The sequence below is a fragment of the Micromonospora sp. NPDC049529 genome, assembly GCF_055586685.1.
Genome location: NZ_JBVJHT010000008.1, coordinates 324,168 through 337,299, shown reverse-complemented (window position 1 = coordinate 337,299; position 13,132 = coordinate 324,168). Strand labels below are relative to the sequence as shown.

8 protein-coding genes and 2 pseudogenes are annotated in these 13,132 nt (G+C 70.7%); 7 read left to right on the top strand and 3 right to left on the bottom strand.

Annotation, left to right across the window (positions count from 1 at the left end; all coding sequences use genetic code 11):
- Nucleotides 1–9: 9 nt before the first annotated feature.
- Nucleotides 10–1,281, bottom strand: coding sequence for an MFS transporter (locus ACZ6QQ_RS16455; RefSeq protein WP_465877106.1), 1,272 nt, complete (start codon nt 1,279–1,281; stop codon nt 10–12).
- 305 nt (nt 1,282–1,586) lie between these two features.
- Between ACZ6QQ_RS16455 and ACZ6QQ_RS16450 the strand changes: the two are divergent.
- Nucleotides 1,587–1,871, top strand: a pseudogene (locus ACZ6QQ_RS16450) (hypothetical protein); the annotation flags it as partial.
- A 131-nt stretch (nt 1,872–2,002) separates the two neighbouring features.
- Here the strand turns inward: ACZ6QQ_RS16450 and ACZ6QQ_RS16445 are convergent.
- Nucleotides 2,003–2,443 carry a transposase gene (locus ACZ6QQ_RS16445; RefSeq protein WP_465877159.1) on the bottom strand — a complete coding sequence of 147 codons (441 nt, stop codon included), beginning with the start codon at nt 2,441–2,443 and terminating at the stop codon, nt 2,003–2,005.
- Between the two features lie 542 nt (nt 2,444–2,985).
- On the opposite strand from ACZ6QQ_RS16445, the pseudogene ACZ6QQ_RS16440 reads away from it, so the two are divergent.
- Nucleotides 2,986–3,285 (top strand): annotated as a pseudogene (locus ACZ6QQ_RS16440) (dTDP-4-dehydrorhamnose 3,5-epimerase family protein); the annotation flags it as partial.
- 41 nt (nt 3,286–3,326) lie between these two features.
- Nucleotides 3,327–4,097 carry a thioesterase II family protein gene (locus ACZ6QQ_RS16435; protein ID WP_465877105.1) on the top strand — a complete coding sequence of 257 codons (771 nt, stop codon included), beginning with the start codon at nt 3,327–3,329 and terminating at the stop codon, nt 4,095–4,097.
- 230 nt (nt 4,098–4,327) lie between these two features.
- Here the strand turns inward: ACZ6QQ_RS16435 and ACZ6QQ_RS16430 are convergent, their stop codons facing one another.
- On the bottom strand, nt 4,328–4,564 hold the full coding sequence (locus ACZ6QQ_RS16430; protein WP_465877104.1) for a hypothetical protein: 237 nt from the start codon (nt 4,562–4,564) through the stop codon (nt 4,328–4,330).
- Between the two features lie 946 nt (nt 4,565–5,510).
- On the opposite strand from ACZ6QQ_RS16430, the gene ACZ6QQ_RS16425 reads away from it, so the two are divergent.
- The 4 genes from ACZ6QQ_RS16425 (at nt 5,511) to ACZ6QQ_RS16410 (ending at nt 13,113) form a co-directional block, all read left to right on the top strand.
- On the top strand, nt 5,511–7,214 hold the full coding sequence (locus ACZ6QQ_RS16425; protein ID WP_465877103.1) for an AfsR/SARP family transcriptional regulator: 1,704 nt from the start codon (nt 5,511–5,513) through the stop codon (nt 7,212–7,214).
- A 15-nt stretch (nt 7,215–7,229) separates the two neighbouring features.
- Nucleotides 7,230–9,482 carry a TOMM precursor leader peptide-binding protein gene (locus tag ACZ6QQ_RS16420; protein WP_465877102.1) on the top strand — a complete coding sequence of 751 codons (2,253 nt, stop codon included), beginning with the start codon at nt 7,230–7,232 and terminating at the stop codon, nt 9,480–9,482.
- 101 nt (nt 9,483–9,583) lie between these two features.
- The gene (locus ACZ6QQ_RS16415; RefSeq protein WP_465877157.1) at nt 9,584–11,455 is read left to right on the top strand and encodes a TOMM precursor leader peptide-binding protein; all 1,872 of its coding nucleotides are present in this window, start codon (nt 9,584–9,586) and stop codon (nt 11,453–11,455) included.
- 83 nt (nt 11,456–11,538) lie between these two features.
- Nucleotides 11,539–13,113, top strand: a complete 1,575-nt coding sequence (locus ACZ6QQ_RS16410) for a SagB family peptide dehydrogenase (protein ID WP_465877156.1) — start codon at nt 11,539–11,541, stop codon at nt 13,111–13,113.
- Nucleotides 13,114–13,132 lie beyond the last annotated feature (19 nt).

The window sequence follows — 13,132 nt, the reverse complement described above, 5'->3', positions numbered from 1 at the left end:
CCCGTCCCCTCACACCTTTTCCAACACGGAGACTTGTCCGACCCGTCCGCGCAGCCGCAGCCGCGTCAGTACGACGGCAAGCGCCAGGCCCAGCCCGGACAGCGGAAACGCGTAGCCGAGGCCGACCAGCGACCCGGTCGCGCCGCCGGCCAGGAAGCCGCTGGCCGAGCCGGCCGACTCGGCGGCCCCGACCAGGCTGTACGCCGTGGCGCCGCGCTCGGTGGGTACGAGCACCGCGACCACGGCGGCCAGCACCGAAAGCGCGACCCCGAGCAGCACGCCGGCGACCGCCCGGACGGCCACCAGATACCAGTAGGAGTTCGACAGCGGCATCGACAGGTAGAGCACGGCGGTGATGCTCAGCGTCGCGCCGAGCGTGGTCGAGTAGCCCCAGCGGGAGACCAGCGGCTGGGTCCACCAGGCGGCGATCATCGCGGCGATGCCGGTCACGCCGAGCGCGAGACCTGCGGCCGTACCGACCTGCGGCTCGCCGCCGAGGGCGAGGATCCCGTCGGTCTGCGCGACGTACAGCGGGATCACCGGGTAGAGCAGCATGTTGCTGAAGTAGAGGACCGCGCTGAGCACGATGACCACCGGCATGCCGGGTACCTGCCACACCGCGCGCAGCGCCGGCCACAGCCCGGGACCCCACCGTCGTCGGGTGGCCGGCTCCGCCGGCAGCGGGGCGCGGGGCGGCTCGCGCACCAGTACCGTGATCAGTACGGCGGCGCCGACCAGGAACAGCGCCCCGCAGATGAACGTCGGCTGGTATCCCAGGTGGTCGACGAGGAACCCGCCGATCACCGGCCCGACCGCGTTGGTCAGGAAGATTCCCGACAGCATCGCGCCCATCCGGCGTGGTAGCTGCTCTGCCGGGGAGGTGACCGCGACCAGCGCGTACAGCGGGGCGATCACCCCGGCCAGCGCCCCGGCTGCCACCATCAGCACCAGCAGAGCGGTCGCGTTCGGTACGACGGTGATCAGCAGCACCACTCCGGCGCCGGCGAGCGTGGCGCGCAGCACCATCGCTCGCCGTCCGAAGCGGTCACCGAGCACACCCCAGATGGGCGCGGTAAGCGCCGTGGTCACCTCTTCCGTTCCCTCCAGCAAGCCGGCCCAGAATGGAACCGCCCGGGTTGGTACGCCGAGATCCCCCAGGTAAAGGGGAAGAAATGGCCAGACGACTTTGAAGCCGATCTGCGACAAGACAAGGACGAGGAATGCAACAACGAATACCTGGGTATCGTGTTGCGAGGAACGGATCAGTCGGATTCGGCGCATCCTAGAAAGTAGACACCGCACATCGGTCACCGATGCGGACTACATTCAGTGCAGCACGAACCCTGGACATACCGTACCCCCCGTGCGGTTGTGTGCCATCAACGTGGGTCGTCGATCACTTCAGCATCATCGACTACTGACTATGCACCTTTCTACCAGCCGACGCGACCGCTATCAAGGTTGATCGGCTCTTCGAAATTAGGCTGGGCACACGGTTGGAGCCGACCCGGACGTGAAGAGCTCGCAGCTCGTCGATGATCATCTCAGTGTCGAGCTCGGATCGTCACAAGCGAGGAGATACAAGCTGGCGGAAGCGACGCCGGCACTGCCCGACGGTCGAGTGCTCGCGGAAGGCGTTCACCGCCCACGCCACCGTGGTGCTGTCGGCCGAGCCGGAGCCGGTCGCGGTGCTCGGCATCGACGAGGTCCGCCGAGGCAAGGCGCGCTCGGTCCACGACGCCCAGGCCGCCTCATCGACGAGGGCGATCACCGCCAGGTCCCGTTCGGGCCACGGGTGGCGTTGCCGCTGGTCCTCCCGTGCCACCGCCGACCGGTGGCACGTCGGCTTCTGCGATCTCCCCGGCGGGCAGAGCCAGGAGACAGCGGATCGCGGCGACGTAATTCTCTCTCCCCCCGCTCCGGCACCACCACACCCGTCGCTCCGCGGCGGCACCGGCGGCGGTTTCGCGTTCGGTGAGCGGGTCCAGCAGCGGTGGCTGGGTCACCGCTGGTGGCCCGGGTCGCGCCTGGACGGGGTGTTGGTGCCGGTCAGCCGGCGGACCAGGTTCGCCGTGGACGCCCACCAGGTGCGAGACACCGCCCGGGCAGGGCGGCTCTCGTACTCGCGGACCAGGCGGCGGTGCAGCATCAACGTGCCGTTGGTCTGCCCGACCACCCACCGGCGCTTGACCGGCACGAGCCCGGCCGCCGTGTCGGACCGTTGGACCTGCTCGACGTCGATACCCCGCACCGCGCCGCGGAACGCGACGTCGACCTTGAACCCGGCGTCCACCCATGCCTTGCTCACCGTCGTCGTGTGAGCCACGACTTTGTCCAGGAGCTTCACGCCGATCGCGTGGTCGGTGACCGACGCGGCGGTGACCACCACAGCGATGATCAACCCTAGGGCGTCAACAGCAAGGCCACGTTGACGTCCCGGCACCTTCTTCGCGGCGTCCCTACCGGTCGTCGCGGCCGGCACGTCGTTGGCCGTCCGAACCGAACTGGGTGTCCAACACCACCGCAGTCGGATCCTCCGCCCGACCACCCTCCCCGCGCCTGACAGCGCAACAGATCATGAATCACCCGGTCGGTGCCGTCATCGCACCACAGGGCGAAGTAGTAGTATGTCGCGGACCTCGACAGCAGATCGTGCGGCAGGTACGCCCGCTGACAGCCCGGCCGGTTCTGGCAGAGGATCGCGTTCACGGATGCCCCGACACCGACGGATGCTTGGCCTTCCACGCCTGCAGGACCGGTCCGACCACCGCCGACCGCTCATCGGTTGGGTCACTCGGACACGCCGCCCGGCTCATACACCAAGCCAAACCTACAAAGGACATAAGTTACCGAATCACCCTCTGAGCGCTGGTCGCCGCGGGCGGCCCCGCGACATCGAGGAGGTAGCGAGCGCGGAGATCACGCCGATGACAATTCCGAACGGTTCCGGGTCAAGCCGGAGCAGGTACCGGACAACAGGGGCTACTTCACGAGGCGTTCCGACAGAGCCTGTTGTCCGAGGCGATCGGTTATCCGTTCAGGATCCGCCAGGCCAACCATTCCGTATCGGTCCGCGACACACTTCGCGGTATCCACACCACGGCGCCGCCACCCGGGTCAGGCCAAGCTGGTCACCTGCGTACGCGGCGAGTGCTCGACATCGTGGTCGACCCCACGGATTGGGTCTCCCACCTTCGGCGCATTCTACGTAGCTCTCAATGTCCACGGCCCCACTCGTTCGTCGGGCACCGCACTCCCGAACGATTCGTCCGATCGACGGTATAGTTTCGCGAACCACGAGCAGTCTCACGATTGAGGAAGTAGCGTTGACCTTGGCGAATACATCAAGCGCCTGGCTGCACCGATACTCGACAACCTCCACGGAAGCCCCGCAGTTGGTGTGCTTCCCGCATGCCGGCGGATCGGCCAGCTACTTCCACCCCGTCTCCCGAGCACTGGCCGACTCCGCCGAGGTCCTCGCCGTCCAGTATCCGGGGCGCCACGAGCGTCACCGGGAGCCCGCGCTGACCGACATCAGGGCGCTGGCCGACGCCGTCAGCGCCGAACTTCGACCCCGGACCGGACGCCGGACCATCCTGTTCGGACACAGCATGGGTGCGCTGATCGCTTTCGAGGTCGCCGTGCGGCTGGGCCGCGCCGTGCAGCATCTGGTGGTCTCCGGCCGCCGCGCACCCTCCCGGCACCGGGACGAGCGGGTGCACACGTTCGGGGACGAGGCACTCATCAGAGAACTGAACACCCTCGGCGGCACCGACCATATGCTGCTCGCCGATCCGGAGCTACGTGCCATGATCTTTCCTACGCTCCGGGCCGACTACCGGGCGGTGGAGACCTACCGACACGATGGCGGGCCGCCCCTGAACTGCCCCGTCACCGTCCTGACCGGCGACGCCGACCCAAAGGTCACGATCGACGAGGCCGAAGCATGGCGCGAGCACACGACCGGGGCCTTCGAGCTACGTGTCTTCAGCGGCGGGCACTTCTTCCTGCACCCACATGCCGCCAAGGTCACCGACCTGCTCGGCCGGACGGCCCTGGGCTCACCCGCAGCGAACCCGACGGGCAGCGCTCTGTGACGCGCGCTATGAGTACGTCGTCGTACGAGTTTCCGGCGGCCGCGGAAGGCGGCCTGGTCGGAGCCATTCGTTGATCGTGGCGATGTGCACGGTGGCCTGATAGCGGACGGCGAGTTTGTCATAGCGGGTGGCCAGGGCGGAGCCAGATGTTCGCCACTTCGGCGCCACCTCGCGCTCCCGGTCCCCGCGGATGTTCGTCAGAACGAGCGCCACTTGTTGACCATCGGGAGTCAGCGGCCAGTCTCCCCCGACACCGGCACATCCGCCGAACCCGCCGACGGCAACACATTCCGGTCAATCGCCTTCAACGCCGCGACATCGGTCTCGGCCGGCGTGCCCTTGCCCGGTTCCACCGGCTTCACCGGGACCGACTCTTCCGTCGCCCTACCCGGTCCACCGGGTGACGGTGCCGCCTGAGCAGGCACGAAATGCACCACCGAGACAGCCATCACCACCGCGGTCGCCAACGGCCCGCGCCTCGCACACCGGAACACTCGTCATGGTGGCCCACGCCTACCTCGCCGTCACCGCCGCCCACGCCAAGAAAGGGGGCTCCGAACCGGCCCGGAACGGGCTTATCCCGCTTACCCTCGGCGAGGTCCGCCGTCTCCTGGCACACCTGATCACCCGGGCCCGACCACTCGACCATACCTATCGATGGTCATCGTGGCGACGCCGCCACCAATACCGAGCCAAAGTCAGCCACTACCAGCGAAGACTCCAACTTCACCAGGTACGGCTGGAGTACTAAGACGACAGCGGCGGCCACCACACCATGATCCGGCCGTCGTCATCCCGATGGACAAGCCCATTCGACGCCGCCGACGAGCCAGCGGGGTGATCGACGAGTACCACCGAGCTGCCTAACGTGATCTTCAGAACACCAGTTCAGGGCCGTCAAACGAGTTCTGGCACGGTACAGGCGGTACACGGTTACGATCTGGAGTTCGCCCATTTGACGGGAGCGAGCTTAACGATCGTATAAGTGCTGCTTGCGGGGTTTGCCAGCGATGTGCATATTCGACTGTCGCGGTACGGGCCGGGCCGATCGATGGGTACATCCCTAAATTTTTGGTTGTCTATATTTGGCCGGAACTATTGATAGCCAGATCCAGGTTTCGGTAATGTGACCCCGGCTCCGGGCCTCGCACCTGGCAACCGGGCACAGCCGGGTCTCCCGGATCGCCAGACGGCTGGTGTTCCATTGGTATCACGTCGTCGCAGGGGGTATGCCATGACGCACTGGAACTCCGTGTTCGAAACCCGTTCATCGACCCATATCATCCAGGTCATACCACCGATTCCACCGGCCCCCCGACCGCTGCCCAGTACGACATGAACAGTGTCGACGCGGCGCCGACGCCGCAACCCGGCCGGCAACACGCATTTCAGATCCTCGGCCCCCTGACGATTGTGGACGGACACGACTCGGTCGTTCTGCCGCCATCCAAACCGACCGTTCTGCTGGCCGCCCTGCTACTCAACGTGAACAATGTCGTATACACCGAGAAACTGCGCCAGGCGGTGTGGGACGACGAACAGCCGGCCGGGGCGAGGGCCGCGCTACAAACCTGCGTACTGCGGCTCCGGCAACTTTTCGGCAAATATGGAATAGCGAATACCGCCATCGAGACCGTGGCCGGCGGCTACCGGATGGTGGCCGACGCCCGGACGCTCGATCTCGTGCACTTCCGTGAACTGGTCGAGCGGGCCGCCGATCCCGGCGAACCCGAGGAACGGTTGCAACTGCTCGACCGGGCGCTCGCCCTGTGGCACGGCCCGCTCCTGGTGAACGTACCGTCGGAGTTGCTGCGGCACGACGCCGTGCCCCGGCTGACCGAGGAACGACTACGGGCCATCGAAGCGGCCAGTGACCTACGGATGGCGCTCGGCCAGGCCGGTGCCGCACTGCCCGGGTTGTGGCACGCGGCGCGCACCTACCCCGGCCACGAACGCATCTCCGAGCAGCTCGCCGAGGCCCTCTACCGGACCGGCCGGCAGGCTGACGCGCTGGCCGAGATCCGCCGGATCAGAGAGTACCTGCGTACCGAACTGGGGGTGGATCCCGGCCGGTCACTCGGGCAACTGGAGATCGCCATCCTGCGTGGCGAGGAACTGGGTCGGCCGTCCGGTGACGATCGCCCACACGTTCTGCCGAACGGTTCCGCCGGCACCGGGTACCTCCCGTTCGTACCGCAGTTCACCGGCCGCGCGGGGGTCGGCGCGGCCATTCTCGACCAGCTCGTACCGGACCGGCCCGGACCCGGCCCGATCGTGGTGACCGGGCCGCCCGGGATCGGCAAGACCGCCCTGGCCCTGCACGTCGCGCGGCTCGCCGGGGAACGCGGCGCGGGAGTGCCGGGCCTGGTCCGCGCGACCGGGCCGGACGGTGCGCCCCGGTCCGCCGACCAGATCACGGCGGATCTGCGCGCGATGCTCGACCGGGTACGCGCGGACCGGGCGCGACGCGTCCTGGTCGTGCTCGACGACGTGGGCGGGCTGGAGCAGATACCCGCGCGCCTGCTGGAGTGGGATCCGGGACAGGCGGTGATCATCACCAGCCGGATGAGTCTGGCCGGTCTGGTGGCGCGGCACGGCGCCCGGGTGCACCGGTTGGACGTGCTCGACCCGGACGAGTCCGACGACCTCCTGCGCGCGCTGCTCGGCACCGGGCGCGCCGGGACGGAACCGACGGCGTTGCGGGCGCTCGCCGACGCCTGCGGCCACTTCCCGCTGTCCCTGCGCATCGTCGGGGCGCGGTTGCTCACCCGCCCCCGGATGCGGATCGAGGACGCGGTCTCCTGGCTCGCGCAGGACCGGATCGACCGGCTGGCCCTGCCGGACGACCCCCAGATGTCGGTTGTCCACCGGCTGCGGGGTTGGCTCGACCAGCTCGACCCGCCGCTCGTGGACGCCTTCGTCCGAGTCGGCAGCACCGCCCCGCCGGTCTTCGGGGCCGAGTCGGGGGCGGCGGTACTCGGCACCACCCCGGTCGCCGCGGAACAGCTCCTCGACCGGCTCGTCGACGCGAACCTGCTGGAAGAGGGCTCCGGTCACTACACGATGCACGAACTGCTCCGGATCTTCGCCCGCAGTGCCGCCCGCCCAGTGTGCTGAGAGAGGTGTGCCCCGTTGTCCGCGACGTACGACCGAATCGCCCAGAGCAGGCCGCGTATCCGGCGGGACCTGCTCTTCACCAGGACCCCGGACGGGGTGCTGTTCCACAACGCCGAGGGCGGCTTCGCCCTGAACTCGACCTCGGCCTACCGCTTCGCGTCCCTGCTGGTGCCGTACCTCGACGGGCGTCACCGGGTCGCCGACATCTGTGCCCCGCTCGCGCCGAGCCAGCGGGACATGGTGGTCGAGTTGGTGACCGCGCTCTACGCCCGGGACCTGGCCCGGGACGTACCGATGGAGACCGACACCGGTGCGGACCTGCCCGCCGACGTGGCGCGCCGGTTCTCCGCCCAACTCGCCTACCTCGATCACTACCGGGACGAACCGGTCGCCCGGTTCCGCCGCTTCCGTGACACCCCGGTCGCCGTGCTCGGCTCGGGACCGGTCGCCCGGTCCTGCGTACGCAGCCTGGTCCGCAACGGTGCCGCGCGGATCGGTACGTATCCGGCGGCCGACCGGGGCGTGCCCGGGTTCGACGACATCAGCGCCGAGGCACGGGAGCTGACCGGGGACGGCTCACCGGTCGAGATCCTCCTGCTGGACCCCGGTGACACCGCGCTCACCTGGGCGGACCTGACCTCGTACGAGATGGTCGTGGTGGTCGACGGAGAGAGCGCCCCCGGGCAGACGCTGCGCCTGCTCGAACCGGGGGTGCCGGCCGGCCGGACCCTGCTGCCCCTGTGGACGTTCGGCGACCGGGCCGTCGCCGGCCCGATGAGCACCGCCGGCAGCCGGGGCTGCTGGGTCTGCGCCGCACTTCGGCTCGGCGGCAACGGCGACCCGGGTGCGGCGGCCGACCTGTGGAGCGGCGCCGGCCTGCCGGTGATCGCGCCGGCACCAGGGCATCCGCCGGTCGGACCGGTCGCGGCGATGCTGGGCAACCTGCTCGGCTACGAGATCTTCCGGATCACCACCGGTGCGCTGCCGGCGGAGACCGAGGGCAAGGTGATCATCCAGAACCTGGAGTCGCTGGACGTGCTCGGCGAGGATCTGCTTCCGCACCCGGCCTGCGCACTGTGCGCCCCGGACCGGGATGAGCCGGTGCCCGTCGACCTGACCACGCCGGCACCGGCCAGTCTGTCCTCGGCGGACCTCGCGGCCGTGGTGACCGGTGAACCCGGCGTCGACGCGGCCGACCCCCAGACGGAGGCCGATACGATCCTCGCCGAACTCGATGACCGGATGGTGCTGGTCGCCCGGCACGCTGGCGTGTTCACCCGGTTCGACGACGACGCCTGGACCCAGACCCCGCTCAAGGTGAGCACGATCGAGGTCTCCCTCGGTCACACCCGACGACGCCGGATCGCGGCGTTCGACGTCCACCACGTCGCCGGGGCGCGTCGCCGCGCGCTGCACGTCGCCGCCGGGGCGTACGCGGCGCGGGCCCCGTACCGGGCGGACGGCCGCCGGCTGCCGGGACTGCCGACGGTGGACCCGGCGACACTGAGCATCGCCAGCGGTACCGGTGACGGCGCCGACGCGACAACCCGGTGGTGTCCGGCCACCTCCCTGCTCACCGGCGAACGGTGGCAGGTCCCGCTCGGCGCGGTCCGGCCACTCGGCCCGGACAACCGGGACCGGGTGTTCCTGACCGGTCCGGCGGGCGACGGGGCCGGTGGGTCGTTGACGGCGGCGGCCTGGCGTGGACTGCGTTCGGCGCTGTGTCACCTCGCCGTGCACCGGTCGATCCGGGGTCTGACCGGGCCACGGCGGGTCGCACTGGAGACCGCGGTCGGCAACCCGGAGCTGGAGTTCCTGGTCAAGTCCGCGGTCAACCTCGGCGTCGAGCTGGAACTGCTCGACCTCACCCCGGTCGGTTCGGTCGGCGCGCAGGTGCTGCTGGCGCGGCACGTGGAGCAGTCCACCGGACTCACCGAGTGGCGCGCGGCGGCCCACGCGTCCTGGTCCAGGGCGGCCGTCGACGCAATACGTGACCTGCTGGGCGCGGCGCAGTTGCGGCGGCAGTTGCCGGCCGGGCAACCGGTCGACGACGGCGACCCGCTGCTGACCGACTTCGACGCCGGCACGCTGGTGGTGAACGAGTTCGTCGCGGCCCGGACCGACGCCCACGCCGGCTGGCCGGACCTGGCCACCGCGATACGGGAGTCCGGGCACGACGCGCTCGTCGTCCCGACCACACCGGCCGACCTGCGGATCGGCGGCCTCGTCACGGCTCGGGTACTGCTCGCACGGCGGGTGGGCGGGTGAGCGCCCCGAGCCTGCCCCACCCCGGGCCATCCGTCACGGCGCCGACCGGCCCCGGGGCGGACGACCCGTGGTCGGCGGCGACCCGCGACACCCTCGCCCGGCTGGTCCGGCAGTCCCTGGCCGCCCTGCACCCGACGGCCGGACCCGGGATCGAGGTGCACACCCTCGGGGTCCGCGACGAACTCGTGGGCGAACCGAGCCCGGTCGACGAGGCCGGGACCGGACGGCCGTTCCCGGTGTTCCTCTACGGGCAGCACGCCGTACTCGGACCGGCGCCGGACGCCGTACCCGCTCGGCCCGGCTGCCCGAGTTGCCTGGCCCGGCGCTGGCAGTCGGTCCGGCCGGCGACCCTGCGCGACGCGCTGGAACTCGGCGGCGGGACCCGTGCCGTCGGCGTCTCCCCGTACCTGACCCCGTTCACCGCCGACCTGTTGGCCGCGCTGATCCACGCGGAACTCCAGCACCGCCCCGCCACGCGGCCGGCAGGGGTGCGCCACGTGGACCTGGCCACGCTGCGGGTACGCCGGCTGCCGCTGGTGCCCGACGCGGAGTGCCCGCGCTGCGGCCGGCGCACCGCCGACAGCCGGGAACGGGCGGTGCTGCGGCTGGTCGCGGCCCCGAAACGGGACCCCGGTTCGTTCCGGGTACGCGGAATCGAGGCGTACCCGCTCGACGTCGAATCGTTTGTCAACCCGGTCTGCGGCGCGCTGAGCGCCTCGGCGATCCACGACCTCTCCTCCACCTCCACCGCCGCCGTGATCGGCGCCTTCACCCTGCGCTCCGGGCCCTACCTGAGGGAGACCCTCTACGGCGGGCACACGGACAGCTACGCCACCAGCGCCAAGGTGGCAGTGCTGGAGGGCCTGGAGCGGGCCGCCGGCCTGCGGGCCCGGGGCAAGACCGCCACGCTGGTCGCGCCGCTGCGGGCACTCGGGGACGAGGCGCTCGACGCCCGTACCTGCGGCCTGTACGCGGAGGAGTTCTACCAGGCGAACCCGTACCTGACCAGGTTCACCCCGGACACCGAGGTGAGCTGGGTCTGGGGCTACTCGCTGCGCGACGAGCGCCCGATCCTGGTGCCCGAGGTGCTCGCGTACTACCACACGCCGCCGGTGCAGGCCCGGTTCGTGCAGGAGACCTCCAACGGCTGCGCGTCGGGCGGCAGTCTGGAGGAGGCCGTCTACTTCGGGCTGATGGAGGTGGTCGAACGGGACGCCTTCCTCCTCGCCTGGTACGGCCGGTCCGCACTGCCCGAGATCGAACCGCAGAGCAGTTCCCGCCCGGAGACCCGGCAGATGGTCGACCGGCTGGCGATGTACGGCTACCAGGCTCGTTTCTTCGACGCCCGGATCACCTTCCCGATCCCGGTCGTCACCGGGGTGGCGGTACGCCGCGACGGTGGCCTCGGCACGCTCTGCTTCGGCGGCGGGGCGAGTCTCGACCCGGAGGCGGCGCTGACCGCGGCGCTGTGCGAGATCGCCACCGACGCGGTGAAGCTGCGGGTACGGGCCGGCGCCGACGAGGCCCGGCTGCGTCCGATGATGGACGACTTCACCCTCGTACGCGGGCTGCACGACCACCCACTGCTGTACGGACTCCCGCCGATGGCGAGGCACGCGTCGTTCCTGCTCGACCCGGCGCCGGACCGGTCGCCGGAACCGCTGCGGGACCGGTTCGACGGGGTCCCGCCGCCGTCGGCCGACCTGCTCGACGACCTGCGCCGCTGCGTCGACGAGGTGACCACGGCGGGGTTCGACGTCATCGTGGTCGACCAGACCCTGCCGGAGCAGCGTGACCTCGGGCTGCACACGGTCAAGGTGATCGTCCCGGGTCTGGTGCCGATCGACTTCGGCTGGCAGCGGCAACGGGCACCGCTGCTGCCCCGGACGCGTACCGCCCTGCGGTTGGCCGGCCGGCGGGAACGCGACCTGCGCCCCGACGAGATCCACACCGCCCCGCACCCGTTTCCGTGACCGGCGCCGGACCCGCGACAGCGAGCGGCAGAAGAGAGAAAGGAGCCACGGTGGGCTACGCCCAGGAGTACGCCGACGCGGTGATGTGGCGCGGCCGGGTGGCGATGGAGCCGGTCGACTTCACGCCCGACTGGGGCGACGCGCCCCGCAAGGGCAGGTTCTACCCCGGCGTCGACCTGCTACCGCTGCCGGTCGGCGACGTTCCCGCGACCGCCAGCGTGCAGGACGGGCTGCACCCACCGGCCGACCGGGCCGGGCGCGGGTTCACCCTGCCGACGCTCGCCGGCATGCTGCTCGACTCGTGCGCCACCATCGGGCGCCGGCTCGGGGTGCAGGCCAACACCGACCTGGCCGCGCTACCGTCCTATCCGCACGCCAACTGGTTCCGGGGCACGGCGTCCGGCGGCGGGCTGTACCCGTGCGCCGTCCACTGGGTCTGCGGGCCGGGCGGACCGCTGACGCCCGGTGTCTACCACTACTCGGCCCAGCGGCACGCCCTCGCGCCGCTGCTGACCGGGGACGTCACCGGCGTCGTCCGAGCCGCGCTCGGCGACCTGCCGGCGGCCACCCGGACCGACCAGTTCCTCCTGCTCAGCGTGAAGATGTGGCAGAACGCCTTCAAGTACAACAGCTTCTCTTACCACGCCGTGACGATGGATGTCGGCACGGTGGTGCAGACCTGGCGGATCTGGGCGCAGGCCCAGGGCCTGCGCCTGGATCCGGTGCTCTGGTTCGACGAGGAACCGCTCAACCGGCTGCTCGGCGTGTCCGCCGAGGACGAGGGGGTCTTCGCGGTGGTGCCGCTGCGCTGGGAGACCACCGGTCCGTCCCCGGCCGGGGACGACACCCCGGCGGCGGCCCCCGACCGGCCGACCCCGGCGATCCGACACCGGGACCGGGAACGGTCGCGGCGGGTGCTGACCTTCGACGCGCCGCGCCGGATGCGCCGGGCCACCATCGGGTACGCGTCGCGCCGTCCCGCCCCGGACGCCTTGCGTCCGGCCGCCGCGCTCGCCGCCGTACCCGGTCCACGCCTGGCCCTGCCCGAGCCGCGACCGCTCACGGTGGACGTGCGGACCGCGTTGCGCCGTCGCCGCAGCAGCTTCGGGCGGTTCGAGGCGCGCGCCCCGATCGAGGCGGAGCAGTTGGCCGCGCTGCTCGCGGCGAGCGCCGGGGCCCGGTTCGACAGCGACGCGGCCGGCCCGGACACCCCACCGTTGACGAAGGTGTACGCCTTCGTCAACCACGTCCGGGACGTGCCGCCGGGCGCGTACGAGTACGAGCCGGTGTCGAACACGCTGCGGCTGGTCCGGCCGGGCCCGCCCGGCGGGTTCCTCCAGCGCAACTACTTCCTGGCCAACTACAACCTGGAGCAGGCGGCGGCGGTGCTGGTCCCGACCGTACGCACGGCGGCGGTGCTCGACGCGGTGGGCGATCGTGGCTACCACCTGGTCAACGCGACCATCGGGGCGGTGGCGCAGAACTGCTACACCGCGGCCTCGGCGGCCGGTCTCGGCTGCGGGGTCGCCCTCGGCTTCGACAACATCTCCTACGTGGAGGAGCTGGGACTGGCCGACTCCGGGGAGTACCCGCTGCTCATCATGTTGGTCGGCCACGAGCGACCGGATCCGGCCGACTTCCGCTACGAGCTTGTCTGAGCCCCGGGAGGGAGCATCG

What these genes read in the sequence shown, in the direction of transcription:
- ACZ6QQ_RS16455 (WP_465877106.1), bottom strand. Translation starts at nt 1,281, where the DNA reads ATGCGCCGAATCCGACTGATCCGTTCCTCGCAACACGATACCCAGGTA.
- ACZ6QQ_RS16410 (WP_465877156.1), top strand. Translation starts at nt 11,539, where the DNA reads ATGTGGCGCGGCCGGGTGGCGATGGAGCCGGTCGACTTCACGCCCGAC.